This is a genomic window from Pseudomonas sp. P1_C12, assembly GCF_056406435.1.
On the sequence record NZ_JBFUAE010000027.1, the window covers coordinates 16,523 to 36,592 of the forward strand.

Genomic DNA, 20,070 nt, shown 5'->3' on the forward strand with positions numbered 1-20,070 from the left:
TTGTTATTGTTCTTGAGCGTTCTTTGAAAGCGTTCTTTGTAAACAAAGGACGGTAAAACCGTACTGCCAATAGTCATATCGTATGATGATTGTATTTCAGACGTAGTAATGCGCCTGAAAGCCCGATGACTCAGTCGTGGTACATCACCGAGCGCCCGCCATCGATAGTGATGCACGAGGCATTGATGAACGGCGCTTCATCGCTGGCCAGGAACACGGCGGTCATTGCCACTTCGATCGGCTGACCGATGCGACGCGGCGGGTGCAGGTCAAACGCGCGCTGGCGTTCGGCGTGGGGGTCGGCGAAACCGTTCCAGTAATCGATGTTGATCTGGGTTTCGATATAGCCCGGCGCGATGGCATTGACGCGGATGCCCTTGGCCGCATATTCGATGCCCAGCGCGCGGGTCAGGCCGAGCAGGCCATGCTTGGCCACCGGGTACGGGAAGCAGCCCGGAATGATGTGGGAGGAATGGGTGGAGGCAATGTTGATGATGCTGCCGATGCCCTGCTCGATCATCTGTGGCAGCACCGCCTTGCAACCGTACCAGGCGCCATCGAGGTCGATGGCAAAGCAGCGATGCCAGTCTTCTTCGGTCATTTCCAGCGGGTCACGGAATACGTTGACCCCGGCGCAGTTGACCAGCACGTCGATCCGGCCATGCAGGTCAATCGCCAGCCGGGCCATGGCGTGCAGATCCTGTTGACGCGACACGTCGGCCTTGATCGCCACCACATCGGCGCCTTTGTCTCGCCAATGTGCTGCGACTTTCTCGACTTTCTCGGCCTGAATGTCACTGATGATCAGCCTGGCCTGCTGGGACGCGAAGGTCGCCACAATCGCTTCACCGATACCCTGGGCGGCACCGGTCAGCAACACGACCTTGTTTTTCAGGCGTTCGCCCTTGGGCGGTTCGGGCACCGGTGGCAATGACAGTGGTTCAGCCATGGATCAAGACTCCTGTTCGAAGACACGACGAAAACCGGGCATCTGTCGATGTCCGGTCAAAAGGCGCTGGGTAGGAAACAGGTGAGTGCGAAAACGTTTCAGCTCGGAAACGCTCTGAGGCACAGGCTCCGCAAGGGAGCACGGGGGAACTTCGCTGCATCACTTCACCTGTTTTGTTTTTTTGAGTGTGAGTGCATGTAACTGGTGAGGCCGACTATAAACCCGGCCCGCGACAAATCTCAATATATATATTTGCATCCCATACTATGGGATTTACCCAGCAAAACGCGTGCAATGCTTTCCAGGCACATCCACTGGAATCGACAACACGGCCCCATCCAACGGATGGCCCAGCGGACTGGCTGCGCTGGTGATGTACAGGGTTTTCAGGTCTGCACCACCAAACACGCAACTGGTGGGACGACTGATCGGCAATTCGATGATCCGATCGACTTTGCCGCCAGGGCTCAACCTGAGCAGGCAGCTGCCGTCCCAACGGGCATTCCAGATAAAACCTTCGGCATCCATCGCCGAACCGTCCGGGCCGCCACGTTCGTGCGGACCAAACCAGAGCTGCGGCGCATCGAGGGCTCCGTCGGTACGGATGAAATGTCGATACAAGGTGCCGTCGAGGCTGTCGCCGAAATACACGGTGGTGGCGTCATCGCTCCACAACAGCGTGTTGGGAATGCCCAGGTTACGCAGCAGCGGCGCGACCCGCCCGGCGCGATCGATGCGCAACAGTCCACCGGAACGGCGGACGATGGGCAGGTCTTCACCGTGTTCTCCGATGTTGTTTTGCATGGTGCCGAGCCAGAGCTGGCCCTGGGCGTCGCAGCGGGCTTCGTTGGGGCGGTTGCCCGGTTGCGGATCGGCCACGCAGAACAATGTCAGGCGCGGTTCCAGGCCAGGAGAGTCGAGATCGAGCCGATAAACCCCACTGCTCAATGTCACCAGCGCATCGCCGCTTTCGCAGGGAATGAAGGACGACACATGCTCCGGCATCTGCCAGATCTGCACATTGGAGCCGATCAACCGCAACGCCTGTTTACTCGCGATATCCACCCAATACAGCGCCTGGGTCGGCGCATCCCAGAACGGGCCTTCACCCAGTTTCGCCCGATGCCCGGTAACCGCCGTCAACGTCATGAAACCTCCTGCAGGGTTCTTGTTTTTATGTGGGGATTTTCGTTGTCAGCTGGCCTTTTTATCGGCCATGACTTGCGGGTAGTAGCGTTTGATCGCCAGGTCCGCGTTATCGATCAGGGTCATGCAGGCCCAGACACCCCGGGCGGTATCACGGGCCGCGATAGCCTCGGCCAGGTCCCGGTGAATCGGCAAGGTGCGGCGCAGTTCATCCGGGTCGGCGGCGGACACTTCAAAGGCCACCGCCAGCAACGCGCCGAGGGCGGGAACCATTTGCTCGATGAATTGATTGTGGCTGGCAGCGAGGATGCACTCGTGGAAGAGCTGGTCGGCACGGTTGTAATCGATGCCGCTGTCCACAGCCTGTTCCAGCGCGTTGCAGGCCAGCAGGATCGCGTTCACCTGTTCGCCGGTTGCACGCTCGCAGGCCCAGCGCACGGCCATCGGTTCGATGGTACGGCGCAGGTCGAGCAGATCGTCGACGAAGTTTTCCGGCAAGCCGCTGCGCGACAACCAGCCGACGACTTGTGGATCGAAGAGGTTCCAGCGCCGCACCGGCAACACCCGCGTGCCGACCTTCGGGCCGACTTCGAGCATGCCTTTGGCAACCAGGGTCTTGATGGCTTCACGGATGACCGTGCGGCTTACACCAAGTTGTTCGCCGAGGTCGGCTTCGACCTTGAGTGACTCACCCGGCTTGACCTGCCCCGTGGCGAGCCAGCATCCCAGCCAATCAACGGTCGAAGCATGAAAGCTGCTGGACATGGACACCTCAAAGCCGTATGTGATGGAAGCTCACGCTAATCATCATACGATTGGATGTCAAATAAAAAAGATCGCAGCCTGCGGCAGCTCCTACAGGGGAATGTGGACTCCTGTAGGAGCTGCCGCAGGCTGCGATCTTTTCAAGGCTCAAGACCGATGGGGAAGAACTCGCCGCCACTCCAGACACCGAGCCAGCGCTGGCCGTCGATCTCGCGGCTCACCGCCAGCTCCACCAATTGATAGAACACGTTGCGATGGATCAAGGCTTCAAGATTGCTGCGCACATGCACATAAGGGGCCGGTTCCTGCGTTACCGGATCGATGACCACGCGCATCGGATGCTCGGCACCGGCCTCGGTGGTTTCATCGACGTTGGTGGTAAAGCGCAACACCTGCGCCTCGCCCTCGCCTTCCACGTCCACCGCAATCGCCACGAACGGCGCATCGTCGACCTTGATGCCGACCTTTTCGACCGGAGTGATCAGGAAATAATCATCGCCGTCGCGGCGAATGATGGTGGAGAACAGCTTGACCATCGGCTTGCGCCCGATCGGCGTGCCCAGGTAATACCAGGTGCCGTCGCGGGCGATGCGCATGTCGATGTCGCCGCAGAAATCGGGATTCCACAGGTGCACCGGCGGCAAGCCTTTGGTCTTGGGGATTTGCCCCAGCAGGTCGTTGGCTTTTTGCGGGCCACTCATGGTGTTCTCCTTGAAATTACTGGTCGCTGAGCCCCAGCAGGCTGCGCGCATATTGTTCCAGCGGCGGACCCATCAGGTCTTCGGGTTTTTTATCGTGGAACGTCAGTAAACCGCCACGACTCTTGATGGTCGCAGTATCAATCAAATACTGGGTGCTGGTCTCGATCAACATGATCTGAATCATACCGCTGTCGATGCCGAGACGATCCAGGGCTTCCTGATCCAGCCACTCGTCCGAGTTGCCGATACGGTCGTCAGACTTGGCAAATCGGGTGTAGAGCAGATAGTGCGCACCGGCGGCACGGGCTTCGCCCATGGCATGGTCGAGGCCTTGGGGCGTACGGGCACGGCGGACCATCGGGAAGTATTCGACGAAGCCATCGAACGCGACTTCGGCAATCACGTTGGGCCGTGGGTAAACGGAGCTGCCCGCAGGCATGAAAGCGCCCTGGGCGATGTAGACGAACGAGTCCGGCTGAATGCGCAGATTGTTTACGCGACGACTGTCGCTGTGATCGAGTAACCCCGCATCGCTCATATGGTAACGAGTCCCTTCGGCCATATCGCTGACGTTCATGCAGCCACCAAGTGCCAAAACGGCCAGCAGCAAAACCAGGCTACGCATCCTATCCTCCCAGAGGCCGGTGTCGGAAAACCGGCGAATGGCCGTAGGATGCAGCTTCCGCGCCAGCTCATGAACATTGTTGACTGATCTATCGTAATCGCAAGCAGGCTCGCTCCCACAAGGATTTATGCAATACCTGTGGGAGCGAGCCTGCTCGCGATGACGGACGATCAGCCGCCGATAATCTTCATGACAGTCGCGCCACCAGAGAACGCCACTTCCTGCTTGTCGCCCAAGGCTTTCACCAGGAGCCTCTGCAAGGCCGGCAGTGCTTGATGTCGCGGCTTGTCCAGCAGGTCGCCGATGTAATGGCGATTGCTCGACGACAGGCAGCCATGCAGCCACCCGGTGGAGGATAAACGCAAGCGTGAACAGGTACGGCAGAAAGGCACACTTTCATTGGCGATCACGCCGAAATAACCCAGGCCGGGAATTTCATAGCGAACGGCCGTCGCATCGACCGGAGCATCGGCCTGCAGATACTCGTAGCGCTCGCCGATCAGGCTCAGCAATTGCTGGAGGCTGACGAACTGTTGCAGAAAAGCATTGGAATCGTTGGCCAGGTGGCCCATGCGCATCAGCTCGATGAAGCGCAGTTCATAACCGCGCTCCAGGCAGTAGTCGAGCAGCGGCATCACCTGATCGAGGTTCTGCCCGCGCAGCGGTACCATGTTGACCTTGATCTTCATGCCGGCCGCACTGGCCTCGTTCATGCCGTCGAGCACGGTGGCCAGGTCGCCGCCCCGGGCAATGGTGCGGAACGCACTGGCGTCGAGAGTATCAAGGGAAACGTTGAGGCGCCGAATGCCGGCGTTCACCAGCAGTGGCAGTTTCTTCGCCAGCAACTGGCCATTGGTAGTCAGGCTGATGTCTTCCAGGCCCATCTGCCCGACCGCCGTCATGAACGCTTCGAGTTTCGGGCTGACCAGCGGCTCGCCGCCGGTAATGCGCAGACGCTCGATCCCCGCCGCTTCAATCAGATAAGCCACACCGCGCGCCATGGCTTCGGCCGACAACTCATCCTGCGCAGCCACCAGACGCTTGCCATTGGGCACACAGTAGGTACAGGCGTAATTGCAGGCTGAGGTCAGACTGATTCGCAAGTTGCGAAAACGCCTGCCTTGACGGTCAACGATCATGGTCACTCCGGCGGAAGAATATCGGGCCGCTAAAACTTGACCCAGAAATCAAGTTTTAGCAAGTCCTCTACCTGAGTATATTCCTGCGGCACTGCGCCAAGTAGCGAAATCATGGCGCAATAAGGCAACTGAATGGCTCAGCTGCCGGGAGTGTCGGTGTCGCGCTTGCGCTTGTTACCCATGCGCACGCCGATGTCCATCAGGAACTGGAAGAAACCTTCCTGATCTTCCAGCACATTGCTCCAGAACGGCGAGTGATACAGCGCGACAGCACCGTGCACCAACGCCCAGGCCGCGCAGTAATGGAAGTAAGGCGGTACATCTTCCAGCTTGCCTTCACTGATCCGGCCTTTGATCAGCAGGGTCAGGCGTTCGAAGTTCGAGGCACGGATCTTGTGCAGTTCCTCGATCATCTCCGGCACCTGGTTGCCCTTGACCACTTTCTCTTCGAGGCGGTCGAACAGGCGATAGCGCTGTGGATCGCGCATGCGGAATTCGAAGTACGCCCGGGACAAGGCTTCCTTGTCCTTGTCGACATCGGCCGAATGCAGCAGTGTGTTCAAATCGCGCTCGTAGTCGAGCATCAGGCGCAGATAGATTTCCGCCTTGGACTTGAAGTGCTTGTAGATCGTGCCTTTGCCGATACCGACAGCATCAGCAATCATCTCGACGGTGACACTGTCTTCACCTTGTTCGAGGAACAGCTTGAGCGCGGTATCGAGAATTTCCTGCTCGCGGCGACGAAATTCACGGACCTTACGAGGTTCTTTATGCATAAGAAAAGGTCTGTCGGGGTCAAAATTCGAAGCCGCGTATTATGCCTAACTTGCGCAAAAATGCACGGATCATCCGACCATATCTGCGCTTTCTGGTCATTCTGCGCACGTTTACAGGGTGATGAGAACTCTTCCGAAGCGCACGTATTCCAAATTTGTTTAAAAACCCTGACCCGCAAACTGGACTAGGCGCAATCCTGATCAATACTTGAACTGTCGGCGGGGCATCTCCCCCAAGTGTCACGCCGATATTGGTACCGACGGACCGCGTACCATTGTTTTACTCCTAATGGTCTTAACCCGGATTCACCCCCCAGAACCCGGGTTTTTTTTGCCTGCGATTTAACCTTGTGGGAGCGAGCCTGCTCGCGAAAGCGGCTTCGAACCCTAAACTGATTTCACATGCGCCAACGGAAACAACCGCTTGAAGTTCTCAGTGGTCTGCTCGGCAAACCGCTCGTAGGGCTCACCACGCAACATTGCCAGAAATTCCGCAACTTCACGCACGTACTGCGGCAGGTTTGGCTTGCCGCGATGGGGAATCGGCGCCAGGTACGGCGAGTCGGTTTCCACCAGCAATCGGTCGGCCGGCACCTTGCTGGCCACATCACGCAACGCATCGGCATTGCGGAAAGTGACAATCCCGGACAGGGAAATGTAATAGCCCATGTCCAGTGCAGCCTTCGCCATTTCCCAGTCTTCGGTAAAGCAATGCAATACGCCTGCCTGGGGCAAGGCCGCTTCACGCAACAAGTCCAGGGTATCGGTGCGGGCCCCACGGGTGTGGATGATCACCGGTTTGCCGGTCTGCTGCGCCGCTTGCAGGTGCAGGCGAAAGGATTCCTGCTGCAACTGCGCCGCTTCCGGCTCGTAGTGGTAATCCAGGCCGGTTTCGCCGATGGCGACCACCCGCGGGTGATTGAGCTCCTGCAACAGCCAGTCCAGCGCCGGCGCGGCCCCCGGCTGCACATCCAGAGGGTGCACGCCCACCGAGCAGTCGACGTCGTCATAACGTTCGGCCAGGGCTTTGACGTCGGCCGCGTTGTCCGCGCTGACACCGATACACAGAAAGTGCCCTACCCCGCGCTGTCGGGCAGCCTCCAGGGCGGCATCCAGGGAGCCGTCGTGGGCGGCCAGGTCGAGGCGATCAAGGTGACAATGGGAATCTACGAGCATAAAAGGGCTGCAACTTGTATCGAATGGGTGGGACGGGCGGATGTTCTGATACTCGGAGTCTAGGCGCGGACAGTCATCTTTGGCCAGGCAACGACGCCCATTGCACCAGCAATGCCTCCAGTAGCAAGGCCGGATTGAGGTTGGCCTTGCTCAAGACTTTCTGTCGCTGGGCGAGAATCCAGTCCTGAATATCGAGGACTTTGCCCTGGGCGCTTTTCTGCGCCAGGTATTGCACGACCTTGCGCATGTCGGCAAGGCCCAGGCCAGCTTCGTCCTGGGTCAACTGATAGCGCAGGATCAGGCTCGACCAATCGCAGAACCAATCGAACAGGCGCAACATCGGAATGTTTTTCCACTCTTCGGCCAGTTGCGTCGGCGACTGCTGTTGCTTGAGGAGTTTTTTCACCCCTTCCACCACTTGCATGCGTTGCTCACGCACGCCCTGGGCCTGAAGATTGACCGCCGCCAGTGGCGAACCGGCGGCCAGTGTCAGCAGTTCGACGCGCTCTTCTTCGGAACACTCCGGCAACGCCTGGGCCAGCCACTTCAAGCTCATGGTCTCGCCCGGCAGCGGACAGGCCTGCTGCACGCAGCGACTCTTGATGGTTGGCAATAAACGGCTCGGCTGATGGCTGACCAGCAACAACACTGTATCGCCGGACGGTTCTTCAAGGCTTTTGAGCAAGGCGTTGGCGGCGTTGATGTTCATCGACTCGGCTGGTTCGATCAGTACCACTTTGCGCCCGCCCAACTGCGCAGTCTGCACCACGAAACCGACCAGGTCGCGAACCTGATCGACCTTGATCGCCTTGTCGGCTTCTTCCGGTTCCAGGATGTAGTTATCCGGGTGGCTACCAGCCTTGAGCAGCAGACAGGATTTGCATTCACCGCAGGCTTGCAGCGCGTTCGGGCGCTGGCACAGCAAGCTGGCCATCAGGCGCTCGGCCAGTGCCCGCTTGCCGATCCCGGCCGGGCCATGCAGCAGGTAGGCATGCGCATGCTGGGCGCGACCAGCCAGGTGCTGCCAAAGGTTTTCCTGCCACGGATAGGCCTCAGCCACGGTTCAACTCCAGCAGGCGCGGTAGCAAGGCATCCAGCGATTGCTGAACCTGTGCCAACGGTTGGGCCGCATCGACCAGCACATAACGCGCCGGATCCGCCTCGGCCCGCTTGAGGAAGGCTTTGCGTACGGCATCGAAAAAGGCCCGGCCTTCGAGCTCGAAGCGATCCAGACGACCGCGGGCACTGGCGCGGGCCAGACCGACCTCGACAGGCAGATCGAAAATCAGCGTCAGGTCCGGACGCAGTTCGCCCTGAACGAAGGTTTCCAGGGTCGCGATGCGCTCCAGCGACAAGCCACGGCCGCCGCCCTGGTAGGCGTATGTCGAATCGGTAAAACGATCACACAAGACCACGGCACCGCGGGCCAGCGCCGGGCGAATCACCTCGGCCAGGTGCTGGGCACGCGCCGCGAACACCAGCAGCAACTCGGCGTCCGGGCTCATGACTTCGTCGACCGGGGCCAGCAGTACTTCACGGATGCGCTCGGCCAACGGCGTGCCACCCGGCTCGCGGGTCAACACCACCTCGATGCCGGCGGCGCGCAAGCGCTCGGCCAGGTATTCGCGGTTGGTGCTCTTGCCGGCGCCTTCCGGGCCTTCCAGAGTAATAAACAAGCCAGTCACAGGCAGTCCTTAGTCAGAGTCATTGCGGGCTTTTCGGTGCGTTGGCATCGGGTTCCGGCATTTCAGGGGCTGGCGCAGGATCTTGCGCCGGCACTTGCGGTAGCGCCTCGGGAGCCGTGTTCGGTGAAGCGGCCGGGATCGGAGCCAACTCTTGCGAAGACTTGGCCTCCTGCGTACCGGTTTGCTCAGCCTCGGTTGGCGGCGTCTCGGGCGTGGAGGCGGGCGCCGGGCTGGAGCGGTAATCGGCACGACGCTTGAGCTGGAATTCCTTCACAGCATTGTTGTGAGCGTCCAGGTCGTCGGAGAACACGTGAGTGCCATCACCGCGCGCCACGAAGTATAGGCTGTTGCCCTCCACCGGATTGAGTGCCGCATGGATGGCTTCGCGACCGACCATCGAAATCGGCGTCGGCGGCAGGCCCGCATTCATGTAGGTGTTATAGGGCGTCGATTCCTTGAGGTGAGCCCGGGTCAGCTTGCCGCTGTAGCGGTCGCCAAGGCCGTAGATTACCGTCGGATCGGTCTGCAGCAGCATGCCCATCGCCATGCGTCGTACGAACACGCCGGCAATTTGCCCGCGCTCCTGCGGTACGCCGGTTTCCTTCTCCACCAGCGAGGCCATGATCAGCGCCTGGTAGGGTTCGGTGTACGGCGCATCCGCGGCGCGCTGCTCCCATTCCTTGGCGAGCACTTCGTCGAGGCGCTCGTAAGCGGTTTTCAGCAGCTCGATATCGGACATGCCGCGCACGTAACGATAGGTGTCAGGGAAGAAGCGCCCTTCCGGGAAAATCCCGCTGTGGCCGAGCTTGTCCATGACCTGGCTGTCGCTCAAACCGTCGAGGCTATGGTCGAGCTTCTCTTCTTTGGCCAGCGCTGCGCGGACCTGACGGAAATTCCAGCCTTCGACCAGGGTCAGGCTGTACTGAACCATTTCCCCGCGTTTCCACAGGTCGATCAGGCCTTCGACGGTCATGCCCGGCTTCATGCGGTATTCACCGCTGTGCAGGGGTTGCCTGGCGAGGTTGAAGCGCCAATATACCCGCAGCCAGAATGCGTCCTTGATGACGCCATTGGCTTCGAGTCGGTAGAAGGTGCGGGTCGGCGTGGTGCCCTTGGGCACATCCAGCAATTGCTCCTGGGCAATGTTCAGCGGCTGTACCAGCGCCGAATGAATTTTCCAGGCTGAAGCACCCAACAGCAGCCCTGCCAGAACCAGTCCGGTTTCCAGCAGCAGCAAGAATTTACGTCTCACGTATCAAGCATCCAGTAGCGCACGGGCAATGATTTGGAGTTTACGGGTGAGCGGCCCAACCGGCCAGTGAAGAGCAGCACAGGCGCGCACCGGCCAAACGCCATACACGCTGTTGCAGACAAAGACTTCGTCAGCCCATTGCAGTTGTTCGAGGGGAATGTCGGTGATTTGCGTGGGGATTCCCAGCGACCTGGCCTGGGACAATATTTCGCCACGCATCACGCCGGCCACGCCGCAGCGCTTGAGGTCAGCGGTGATGAGTGCGCCATCACGCACCAGGAACAAATTGCTGAACACGCCTTCAATCACGCGCCCGGCCTGATCGAGCATCAAGCCTTCGGCATGCTCGGTGTCCTGCCATTCGGCACGGGCGAGGACTTGTTCAAGACGGTTCAGGTGCTTGAGGCCGGCCAGTAATGGCTGTCTGGACAATCGCGTGGAGCAAGGAAACAGACGAACACCCTGCTCGCCATGCACGGCAGGGTAAGCAACGGGTGGATTGCCTTGCAGAATGCGTCGGGCCTGAGCCGAAGGATCCGGGGCGTAACCGCGCAGACCATCGCCACGAGTGAGGATGAGCTTGAGCACCCCGTCACCCAGTGCCGCGGCGTAGGCCAGCAGTTCGCTGCGGATCAACGCCTGATCGGCGGCAAGCGCCAGACGCGAACAGCCGTCCGCCAGACGCGACAGATGCCGGTCCAGCAATACGGGCTGCCCGTTGCGCACGGCGATGGTCTCGAACAGACCATCGCCATAAGCCAGGCCGCGATCCTTCAGCGACAAAGCGTCAGCCGGCTGACCGTCGACCCAGCTGTCCATCAGCCTGCGAACCGGCGGAACACCAGCGAGCCGTTGGTGCCGCCAAAACCGAAGGAGTTGGAAACGACCACATCGATATCCATGTTGCGCGCCGTGTGCGGCACGAAATCAAGGTCGCAGTCTTCGTCCGGCTCATCGAGATTGATGGTCGGCGGCGCTACCTGGCTGTTGATTGCCAGCACGCTGAAGATCGCCTCGACCGCGCCCGCCGCACCCAACAGGTGACCGGTCATGGACTTGGTCGAACTGACGGCCAGCTTGTAGGCGTGCTCGCCGAACACCGACTTGATCGCATTGACTTCGGCCAGGTCGCCTGCGGGAGTCGAAGTGCCGTGGGCATTGATGTACTGCACTTGATCGCCATTGATTTTGGCATCGCGCAGCGCATTGGTGATGCAGCGCGCAGCACCGGCGCCATCGGCTGGCGGCGAAGTCATGTGGTAGGCATCGCCACTGGTGCCGAAACCGATCAGCTCGGCGTAGATGGTCGCGCCACGCGCCTTGGCGTGCTCGAGCTCTTCCAGCACCAGCGCACCGGCACCGTTGGACAGCACGAAGCCATCGCGGCCCTTGTCCCATGGACGGCTGGCGCGGGTTGGCTCGTCGTTGCGGGTCGACAGCGCGCGGGAGGCACCGAAGCCGCCCATGCCCAGGCCGCAGGCGGCCATCTCGGCACCGCCGGCAATCATCACGTCGGCTTCGTCGTACATGATGTTGCGGGCCGCCATGCCAATGCAGTGAGTACCGGTGGTACAGGCCGTGGCGATGGCGTAGTTAGGTCCCTGTGCCCCCAGATGGATCGACAGGAAACCGGAAATCATATTGATGATCGAGCCTGGCACGAAGAACGGAGAAATCCGTCGTGGGCCGGTCTCGTGCAGCGTGCGGGCGGTTTCTTCGATATTGGTCAGTCCGCCAATACCCGAGCCCATGGCCACGCCGATGCGTTCACGGTTGGCGTCGGTGACTTCCAGGCCGGAATTGCGTACCGCCTGAAAACCTGCGGCCAGACCGTATTGAATGAACAGGTCGAGCTTGCGGGCTTCCTTGACCGACAGGTATTCCTCGACATTGAAGCCCTTTACCGAGCCGCCAAAACGGGTGGAATAGGCAGAAAGGTCGGCGTGTTCGATCAGACCAATGCCACTGCGGCCAGCCAGAATGCCCTGCCAGCTGCTTGGCACATCCGTGCCCAGTGGCGACAACATACCCATACCGGTGACTACGACGCGTCTACGCGACACAGCACTCTCCTTTTTCAAATGACGACTTTGCATCAGGCCTAAAGAAAAAACCGCACGCCGTGATGGCAGTGCGGTTTTTCCATGACAGCGAGCAACGATTACAAACTATTACGCCTGGTGGCTAGTAACGTAGTCGATTGCAGCTTGTACAGTAGTGATCTTCTCGGCTTCTTCGTCAGGGATTTCGGTCTCGAATTCCTCTTCCAGAGCCATCACCAGCTCAACGGTGTCAAGGGAGTCGGCACCCAGGTCTTCTACGAAGGAAGCAGTGTTGACCACTTCTTCTTCTTTAACGCCCAGTTGCTCAGCAACGATTTTCTTGACGCGCTCTTCGATGGTGCTCATACCTTGTTTTCACTCCTAATGGACAAATTCAGGCGGCTGGCCAGTGGGTAAGTGTATAGAAAGACTTTTCAGCTTTTCAACTGAAAGCTTCACTCCTCAAACCCGGTGACCCTATGCCTATAAAATAGATTGCAGCTTTATAACGGATTTTAGACAGCTCGTATGACATTTTTTTGAAGCAATCCGTCACATTTGAATTACATGTACATCCCGCCGTTCACCGGGATTGTAGCTCCGGTAACGTAAGCCGCACCGTCCGACGCAAGAAAAGCGACCACGGACGCGATCTCTTGAGCCTGCCCCAGACGACCCAGCGGAATCTGCGTCTGCAAGGCTTCACGCTGCGCCTCGGGCAGTTCACGGGTCATATCGGTATCGATGAACCCAGGGGCCACCGAGTTTACCGTAATCGAACGCGAACCGACTTCACGCGCCAGAGCACGGCTGAAACCTTCCAGACCAGCCTTGGCGGCAGCGTAGTTTACTTGGCCTGCGTTGCCCATGGCACCCACAACCGAACCAATACTGATAATTCGGCCCCAACGGGCTTTGGTCATGCCGCGCAAAACGCCCTTGGACAGGCGGAACAGACTGTTCAGATTGGTATCGACAACGTCGTGCCACTCGTCGTCTTTCATGCGCATCATCAGGTTATCGCGGGTGATGCCGGCATTGTTGACCAGGATCGCCGGCGCACCGAACTGCTCCTGAATGCTCGCCAGAACAGCCGCCACGGACTCGTCGCTGGTGACGTTGAGTTCCAGGCCAGTGCCTTGAATACCGTTTTCCTTCAGGGTCGCGGCAATGCGCTCGGCACCCGACGCGGAGGTCGCGGTACCCACAACGATGGCGCCCTGACGACCCAGTTCCAGGGCGATGGCCTGGCCGATGCCACGGCTCGCACCGGTGACCAGTGCAACTTTACCTTGCAGACTCATGCAAGCTTCTCCTGATTCAGGCCAACGCTGCACGGGCGGCAGCGAAAGCGTCTGGGGTATTGAGGTTGGATGTCGACACGCCTTCGGCGCAACGCTTGTTCAGACCCGCCAGCACTTTGCCCGGGCCGCACTCGACCAGGTTGGTCGCGCCCTTGGCTGCCAGCGCCTGTATGGATTCGACCCAGCGTACCGGCTTGTACAGCTGTTCGAGCAAATCACGCTTGAGGGTTTCCAGATCGGCCGGCACCTGGGCACTGACGTTCTGTACCACAGGAATCTGCGGTGCCTGCCAGTCGATCTCGGCGATCGATTCGGCGAAACGCTCGGCAGCCGGGCGCATCAGCTCGCAATGGGACGGCACGCTGACCGGCAACGGCATGGCGCGCTTGGCGCCACGCGCCTTGCAGCCTTCGATGGCGCGCTCGACGGCAGCCTTGGCACCGGCAATGACCACCTGGCCCGGTGAGTTGAAATTCACCGCACTGACCACTTCGCCTTGCGCCGCTTCGGCACAGGCTGCCAGTACGTCGGCATCGTCCAGGCCCAGGATGGCAGCCATACCGCCTTGTCCGGCCGGCACGGCTTCCTGCATCAGCTGGCCACGACGTTCGACGAGCTTCACTGCATTGCCCAGGCTCAGGCTGCCTGCCGCGACCAGCGCGCTGTATTCACCCAGGCTGTGCCCGGCAACGTATGCCGGGCGCGCACCACCTTCCGCCAGCCATAGACGCCACAGGGCGATCGAGGCAGTCAGAATGGCCGGCTGGGTTTTATCGGTTTGATTGAGTTGCTCTTCCGGCCCTTGCTGGGTCAGTGCCCACAGGTCGTAACCCAGTGCATCGGAAGCTTCTTTGAATGTTTCGAGAACAACCGGATGTTGCGCGCCCAGCTCGGCCAGCATGCCGAGGGACTGCGAACCCTGTCCCGGAAAGACGAATGCGAGGGAAGCAGACATGTAACAAGCCCCTAATGATCTTGTCGTCGGAGAATTGGCGTCCCGCTTGGGGGGCGCAAGAAACTGACAGTTGGATGGCCCATCGAACCAACCGGTCACATTTAAGCATTGTCCGACGAAAACGCCTAAAGCAATAAATCCTCCAGACGACCGTGAATGCGCTCGGGCAGGTTTTCCTGAATTTCGATCAGTGCGCGCTGAATGGCGCTCTGAAAACCCTGCACTCCGGCAGAACCGTGGCTCTTCACCACGATCCCCTGCAATCCGAGAAAGCTCGCGCCGTTATGCCGGGCAGGTGCCAGATCGGCCTGCAGACGCTTCATCAAGGGCAGCGCCAGCGCGCCGACCACGCGAGAGGCTACGTTCTTTCTGAACAACGCCTCGATGCGCCCGGCAATCATGGTCGCCAGGCCTTCGCTGGATTTGAGCAGGATGTTGCCGACAAAACCGTCACACACCACCACATCCGCTTCGCCGCGGTACAAACCGTCGCCTTCGACGAAACCGATGTAATTGATGCCGCGAGCGGCCTGTAACAAAGTGGCGGCCAGCTTGACCTGCTGGTTGCCCTTGATGTCTTCGGTGCCGATATTCAGCAACGCAACCCGTGGACGGGTGATGCCCAGAGTCTCCGCGGCAACCGAGCCCATGACTGCAAACTGCAACAGATGCTCGGCACTGCAATCGACATTGGCGCCCAGATCGAGCAACTGGCAATAACCTTTCTGCGTCGGAATCGCCGCCACCATGGCCGGACGATCAATACCCGGCAAGGTCTTGAGCACGAACCGCGACAACGCCATCAACGCCCCGGTATTGCCGGCACTGACACAGGCCTGGACCTTGCCGTCGCGCAACAACTCCAGGGCTACACGCATCGACGAGTCAGGTTTGCCACGCAAGGCCTGGGTGGGTTTTTCGTCCATGGTAATGACTTCGCTCGCCGGGGCAATCGACAGGCGCGCGCGATCCACAGCCGAATGGCCAGCGATCAATTCTTCAAGCAGGGAGGGTTGACCGACGAGGGTCAGGTGCAGCGAGGGTGTAGCAAACAGGCAAGCAAGGCTGGCCTGAACAATGCTGCGGGGACCGAAGTCCCCGCCCATTGCGTCAATCGCGATGACTTGAGCGGACAAGTGATTACTCGTCAGCGCCCTTGTCGATCACTTTACGACCACGGTATACGCCTTCTGGCGATACGTGGTGACGCAGGTGAACTTCACCGGTGGTTTTTTCTACAGACAGGGTGCTAGCCTCGAGAGCGTCGTGCGAACGGCGCATGTCACGGGCAGAGCGGGATTTTTTGTTCTGCTGAACAGCCATAATTGATTAACTCCTAAACGTTTGGGTCACGCTTTAACTGCGCCAATACACTGAACGGGTTGGACCGCGTTACCTCGTCCTCGCTCGGTTCGGGCTCATCTGCTCCCGCCGGCTGCTGGCATTCTTCCGGATGATGAGCAGGCACAATGGGCAAGGCGAGCAGAAGCTCCTCCTCGATCAGTGACTGCAGATCCAAAGGATCTTCGCCCAGTTCCAGCACGTCATAACCTTTCGGCAACGACTGGGTATTCGCACCCTCCTTCACCACGGCGTAACTGCATTCGCTGTGGATCGGCAGGGTGACCAGCTCAAGACAACGCTGGCAAACCATTTTGACTTCAGTGTCGATAAAGCTGTGGATGACCACAGATTTACGTTCATCTCGTTCAAAAACGAATTTAGCCTGCACCGTACCGACATTGTCGGAAAGCGGGTCGCAGAGTCTCTCCAAATCGGCCAGCAGCATTTCACCTTGAAGGGTGGTGCCACGATCAGCCAATTTGCGCGGGTCAACGTGAGGTGGAATCGGGTCATTCAACATAGGCGCAGCATTATAGGGATGCACCCGCCCATGTCAAAGGAAATTCAGCCCTGTCCGTCACTTGGAAGCCTCGCTAGAATTCGCACCTGCCTTATGGAGATGCGCATGCTGCCTTTATTACTCGCTTCTGGCTCGGTCTATCGCCGGGAATTGCTGGCCCGCCTGCAGCTGCCTTTCACGTGCAGCTCGCCGGATATCGACGAAAGCCATCGCCCTGGCGAATCCGCGATCGAGCTGGTCAAGCGCCTCGCCGAAGAGAAAGCGCGCACCCTGGCCGACAGCCATACCGCTCATCTGATAATCGGTTCCGACCAGGTCGCCGTGCTGGGAGAGCGAATTATCGGCAAGCCCCACACTTTCGAAAAAGCCCGCGAACAACTGCTGGCCGCCAGCGGCACACGCGTGACGTTCCTGACCGGCCTGGCCCTGCTCAACAGCCAGACCGGGCACTGCCAGGTCGATTGCGTGCCGTTCACCGTACACATGCGCACACTCGACGCACCCCGCATCGAACGCTACCTGCACGCCGAGCAGCCCTACGACTGCGCAGGCAGCTTCAAGGCCGAAGGGTTGGGGGTGAGCCTGTTTCAAAGCACGCAAGGCCCTGACGCCACCAGCCTCGTCGGCCTGCCACTGATTCGTTTGACCGACATGCTCCTGACCGAAGGCGTGCAAATCCCCTGAAGATCAAAAGATCGCAGCCTTCGGCAGCTCCTACGCGGGCCGGTTTCACCCATGAATCGCGGGCACACCCAAATCCTGTAGGAGCTGCCGCAGGCTGCGATCTTTTGATTCTAAAAAAAACCGGCTGATGCCGGTTTTTTTATCACAAGAGACTCAGCGCAGCGACGGACCGTTAAAACCCATCCACATCGCCAAATGCTCAGCCACGCTGGCACCGAGTTTTTTCGAGAAGCGATCGAACGGCGACTCCTGAACGGTAAAGTCCACCAGTTCTTTCTCGCCGATCACATCCCGCGCAACCGAACTGGCATTGCCCAGCCCGTCGATCAACCCCAGCGGCAACGCCTGCTCGCCGGACCAGACCAGACCGGAAAACAGCTCCGGATGCTCCTTGTCCTTCAGGCGATCGCCACGCCCTTGCTTGACGCTATTGATGAACTGCTGGTGGGTCGTATCGAGCACGCCCTGCCAGAAGGCGGTTTCTTCCGGCTTCTGTGGCTGGAACGGATCGAGGAATGACTTGTGCTCGCCAGAGGTGTAAGTGCGACGCTCGACGCCCAGCTTCTCCATGGTGCCGACAAAGCCATAACCGGCTGCCGTCACACCGATGGAGCCGACCAGGCTCGCCTTGTCGGCGTAGATCTGATCCGCCGCGCTGGCGATGTAGTAGGCACCGGAAGCCCCCAGGTCGGAAATGACCGCATACAGCTTGGTGTCCGGGTGCAGGCCGCGCAGGCGACGGATCTCGTCATAGACATAACCCGACTGCACCGGACTGCCGCCCGGGCTGTTGATGCGCAGGATGACGCCCTTGACCTTGTCGTCCTCGAAAGCCGCGCGCAGGCTGCCAACGATATTGTCTGCGCTGGCCGGCTCCTTGTCGGCAATCATGCCTGTCACATCGATCAGCGCCGTGTAATTGGCACTGCGGGTAGCGGCCTTTTCCATATCCATCAGCGGCGAAAACAGGGCAATTGCGCCGAACAGATACACAAAAGTCAGCAGCTTGAAGAATATCCCCCAGCGACGGGACCGGCGCTGCTCCTGCACGCCGGCCAGCAGTGTCTTCTCCAGCAACTTCCAGCTTTTGTCGTCACCGCTCTCTGCGCTCGCCTTGGCGGGCGCCTTCCATTCGTCGGTCATGCCATCCACCCCAAAAACAACCGATTAAGCCCGCTGACTCAGCCAGGCATGCAATTCTGAAAAACGGTCGATGGCCAGTCGCGGCTCATACAACTTCAACGCATCGATCGATTGGGCGCCATAACTGACGGCCACCGAGCCCATGCCGGCGTTGCGTGCCATCTGCAGATCAAAGGACGAATCACCGACCATCAACGCCTGTTCCGGGCGAACCTCGCAATGGGCCAGGATTTGCTCGAGCATCAGCGGATGGGGCTTGCTGGCGGTCTCGTCGGCAGCGCGGGTGATATCAAAGTAATTCTCCCAGCCATGGGACTTCAACACCCGATCCAGCCCGCGACGGGCCTTGCCGGTCGCCACAGCCAGATGATAGCCCTCGGCACGAAACGCCTCGAGCGACTCGACCACACCCTCGAACAGCGGCGAAGGCACCGCCTCCGACGCAATGTAATGCTCAGCATAGTGCTCACGGAACGCGATCAGCTCGGCATCAGCGATTTCGGGGTACAGCGTGCGGATCGCTTCCGGCAAGCCCAGGCCGATGATGCCCTTGACGGCAAAATCATCGCGCAGCTCAAATCCGGAGCGCTGCGAGGCAACGTGCATTGCCTCGACAATCCGGCCAATGGAATCGGCCAGCGTGCCGTCCCAGTCGAAGATCAGCAGTTTGTAATCAGATGGGCGCACTCAATCGCTCCACGGTTTTGGCCCACATCTCGTCGACCGGCGCTTGCAGCTTCAGCTCACCACCATCGGGAAGTGGCACGGTCAGCATGTAGGCGTGCAGGAACAGACGCTTGCCGCCCAGATCGCGGATTTCCTTGCTGAAACCTTCGTCGCCATACTTGGTGTCGCCAGCGATGCAATGCCCGGCGTGCAGGGTGTGGACACGGATCTGGTGAGTCCGGCCGGTAATCGGTTTGGCCTCGATCATGGTGGCAAAGTCGCCGAAGCGGCGCAGGACCTTGAACACGGTCACGGACTCCTTCCCCTCCTCCTCGTCGACCTCGACCATGCGCTCGCCGGAACGCAGATTGCTCTTGCCCAGCGACGCACGGACTTGCTTGATCGAGCTCGCCCAGTTACCGCGGACCAGCGCCATGTAGCGCTTGTCGACGCCATCACCGCGCAACGCGGTGTGCAAGTGGCGCAACATGCTGCGTTTCTTGGCGATCATCAACAGGCCGGAGGTATCACGGTCGAGACGGTGAACCAGCTCGAGCTCTTTGCAATCGGGGCGCAACTGACGAAAGGCTTCGATCACCCCGAAAGTCAGGCCGCTACCGCCATGAACCGCAATGCCCGCAGGCTTGTTGATCACGATCAGGGCCTTGTCTTCGAAGACAATCGAGGCTTCGAGTCGCTGCAGCAACCCCTGCGCCAGTGGCACCGGCTCGTCGCGCTCGGGCACACGAACCGGCGGCACGCGCACGATATCGCCCGCCTGCAACTTGTACTCGGGCTTGATCCGACCTTTGTTCACACGCACTTCGCCCTTGCGCAAAATGCGGTAAATCAAGGTCTTGGGCACGCCTTTGAGTCGGGCGAGAAGGAAATTATCAATACGTTGGCCGGCATATTCCGGCGAGACCTCAAGCAGTTGTACGCCTGGAGTCGGGGGGGTAGTCGTCGTCATGCCGCGGATGATAACAATTTTTTATGGAATTGAAGCACTTAATCATTACTGCTATAGTCGCGAACGTCGCCAAAAGCGGCCTGGACAGCGGACCAACGGTCAAAAACCGGCCCTGACCAACGCAATTCACCAGGACGCGAGGCCGTCCTACGGGGCTTTCGCTACGTAACGGTGGAGTTTGCAGGTGTAACGAGCGCAGGTGACATGAGGCCTGAATCACGCCACAAA

General features: G+C 59.6%; 23 protein-coding genes. 1 reads left to right on the forward strand and 22 read right to left on the reverse strand.

What is annotated here, in order from left to right; genetic code table 11:
• Positions 1 to 130 precede the first annotated feature (130 nt).
• The 19 genes from AC1D19_RS28720 to AC1D19_RS28810 form a co-directional block, all read right to left on the reverse strand.
• Positions 131 to 949, reverse strand: a complete 819-nt coding sequence (locus tag AC1D19_RS28720) for an SDR family oxidoreductase (RefSeq protein WP_477753735.1) — start codon at positions 947 to 949, stop codon at positions 131 to 133.
• Between the two features lie 273 nt (positions 950 to 1,222).
• Positions 1,223 to 2,098, reverse strand: a complete 876-nt coding sequence (locus tag AC1D19_RS28725) for an SMP-30/gluconolactonase/LRE family protein (protein ID WP_477765383.1) — start codon at positions 2,096 to 2,098, stop codon at positions 1,223 to 1,225.
• A 45-nt stretch (positions 2,099 to 2,143) separates the two neighbouring features.
• Positions 2,144 to 2,860 carry a FadR/GntR family transcriptional regulator gene (locus AC1D19_RS28730; RefSeq protein WP_477753737.1) on the reverse strand — a complete coding sequence of 239 codons (717 nt, stop codon included), beginning with the start codon at positions 2,858 to 2,860 and terminating at the stop codon, positions 2,144 to 2,146.
• Positions 2,861 to 3,000: 140 nt separating this feature from the next.
• Positions 3,001 to 3,561 (reverse strand): DUF1285 domain-containing protein, encoded by a 561-nt coding sequence (locus tag AC1D19_RS28735; protein ID WP_110661219.1) that lies wholly within the window; start codon positions 3,559 to 3,561, stop codon positions 3,001 to 3,003.
• Positions 3,562 to 3,577: 16 nt separating this feature from the next.
• Entirely contained in the window at positions 3,578 to 4,186 is a 609-nt protein-coding gene (locus AC1D19_RS28740; RefSeq protein ID WP_477753739.1) for a DUF4823 domain-containing protein, read from the reverse strand.
• A 170-nt stretch (positions 4,187 to 4,356) separates the two neighbouring features.
• Positions 4,357 to 5,325 (reverse strand): GTP 3',8-cyclase MoaA, encoded by a 969-nt coding sequence (locus tag AC1D19_RS28745; protein ID WP_477765384.1) that lies wholly within the window; start codon positions 5,323 to 5,325, stop codon positions 4,357 to 4,359.
• 137 nt (positions 5,326 to 5,462) lie between these two features.
• Positions 5,463 to 6,101 carry a TetR/AcrR family transcriptional regulator gene (locus tag AC1D19_RS28750; protein WP_108215361.1) on the reverse strand — a complete coding sequence of 213 codons (639 nt, stop codon included), beginning with the start codon at positions 6,099 to 6,101 and terminating at the stop codon, positions 5,463 to 5,465.
• Between the two features lie 387 nt (positions 6,102 to 6,488).
• Entirely contained in the window at positions 6,489 to 7,277 is a 789-nt protein-coding gene (locus AC1D19_RS28755) for a TatD family hydrolase (protein ID WP_477765385.1), read from the reverse strand.
• Positions 7,278 to 7,350: 73 nt separating this feature from the next.
• The gene (locus AC1D19_RS28760; protein ID WP_477759906.1) at positions 7,351 to 8,337 is read right to left on the reverse strand and encodes a DNA polymerase III subunit delta'; all 987 of its coding nucleotides are present in this window, start codon (positions 8,335 to 8,337) and stop codon (positions 7,351 to 7,353) included.
• Complete coding sequence (gene tmk, locus AC1D19_RS28765) at positions 8,330 to 8,962, reverse strand: dTMP kinase (RefSeq protein WP_477765386.1); 633 nt, start codon at positions 8,960 to 8,962, stop codon at positions 8,330 to 8,332. The genes AC1D19_RS28760 and tmk overlap by 8 nt, the downstream gene beginning before the upstream one ends.
• Positions 8,963 to 8,981: 19 nt before the next feature.
• The gene (gene mltG, locus AC1D19_RS28770; RefSeq protein ID WP_477765387.1) at positions 8,982 to 10,214 is read right to left on the reverse strand and encodes an endolytic transglycosylase MltG; all 1,233 of its coding nucleotides are present in this window, start codon (positions 10,212 to 10,214) and stop codon (positions 8,982 to 8,984) included.
• Between the two features lie 3 nt (positions 10,215 to 10,217).
• A complete protein-coding gene (gene pabC / locus AC1D19_RS28775) occupies positions 10,218 to 11,033 on the reverse strand; it encodes an aminodeoxychorismate lyase (RefSeq protein ID WP_477754366.1) in 816 nt (271 codons plus the stop codon).
• Entirely contained in the window at positions 11,033 to 12,277 is a 1,245-nt protein-coding gene (fabF, locus tag AC1D19_RS28780) for a beta-ketoacyl-ACP synthase II (protein ID WP_477759907.1), read from the reverse strand. Before fabF ends, pabC begins: the two co-directional genes overlap by 1 nt.
• 108 nt (positions 12,278 to 12,385) lie before the next feature.
• Entirely contained in the window at positions 12,386 to 12,622 is a 237-nt protein-coding gene (gene acpP, locus AC1D19_RS28785; RefSeq protein WP_003175607.1) for an acyl carrier protein, read from the reverse strand.
• 197 nt (positions 12,623 to 12,819) lie between these two features.
• On the reverse strand, positions 12,820 to 13,560 hold the full coding sequence (gene fabG / locus AC1D19_RS28790) for a 3-oxoacyl-ACP reductase FabG (RefSeq protein WP_007997043.1): 741 nt from the start codon (positions 13,558 to 13,560) through the stop codon (positions 12,820 to 12,822).
• Between the two features lie 16 nt (positions 13,561 to 13,576).
• Positions 13,577 to 14,515, reverse strand: a complete 939-nt coding sequence (gene fabD, locus AC1D19_RS28795; protein WP_477765388.1) for an ACP S-malonyltransferase — start codon at positions 14,513 to 14,515, stop codon at positions 13,577 to 13,579.
• A 125-nt stretch (positions 14,516 to 14,640) separates the two neighbouring features.
• Positions 14,641 to 15,651, reverse strand: a complete 1,011-nt coding sequence (gene plsX / locus AC1D19_RS28800; RefSeq protein WP_477765389.1) for a phosphate acyltransferase PlsX — start codon at positions 15,649 to 15,651, stop codon at positions 14,641 to 14,643.
• A gap of 4 nt (positions 15,652 to 15,655) precedes the next feature.
• Positions 15,656 to 15,838, reverse strand: a complete 183-nt coding sequence (rpmF, locus tag AC1D19_RS28805; RefSeq protein WP_003179396.1) for a 50S ribosomal protein L32 — start codon at positions 15,836 to 15,838, stop codon at positions 15,656 to 15,658.
• A 13-nt stretch (positions 15,839 to 15,851) separates the two neighbouring features.
• Positions 15,852 to 16,379, reverse strand: a complete 528-nt coding sequence (locus AC1D19_RS28810) for a YceD family protein (protein WP_007942001.1) — start codon at positions 16,377 to 16,379, stop codon at positions 15,852 to 15,854.
• A gap of 105 nt (positions 16,380 to 16,484) precedes the next feature.
• Between AC1D19_RS28810 and AC1D19_RS28815 the strand changes: the two genes are divergently transcribed.
• Positions 16,485 to 17,063, forward strand: a complete 579-nt coding sequence (locus tag AC1D19_RS28815; protein ID WP_477765390.1) for a Maf family protein — start codon at positions 16,485 to 16,487, stop codon at positions 17,061 to 17,063.
• 153 nt (positions 17,064 to 17,216) lie between these two features.
• Here the strand turns inward: AC1D19_RS28815 and AC1D19_RS28820 are convergent, their stop codons facing one another.
• The 3 genes from AC1D19_RS28820 to rluC are packed head-to-tail and all read right to left on the reverse strand — an operon-like array spanning position 17,217 to position 19,842.
• On the reverse strand, positions 17,217 to 18,206 hold the full coding sequence (locus AC1D19_RS28820) for a S49 family peptidase (protein ID WP_477754361.1): 990 nt from the start codon (positions 18,204 to 18,206) through the stop codon (positions 17,217 to 17,219).
• 24 nt (positions 18,207 to 18,230) lie between these two features.
• On the reverse strand, positions 18,231 to 18,893 hold the full coding sequence (locus tag AC1D19_RS28825; RefSeq protein ID WP_477754360.1) for an HAD-IA family hydrolase: 663 nt from the start codon (positions 18,891 to 18,893) through the stop codon (positions 18,231 to 18,233).
• Positions 18,880 to 19,842: a 23S rRNA pseudouridine(955/2504/2580) synthase RluC gene (rluC, locus tag AC1D19_RS28830; protein ID WP_477754359.1), complete on the reverse strand. Its 963-nt coding sequence runs from the start codon at positions 19,840 to 19,842 to the stop codon at positions 18,880 to 18,882. Before rluC ends, AC1D19_RS28825 begins: the two co-directional genes overlap by 14 nt.
• Positions 19,843 to 20,070 lie beyond the last annotated feature (228 nt).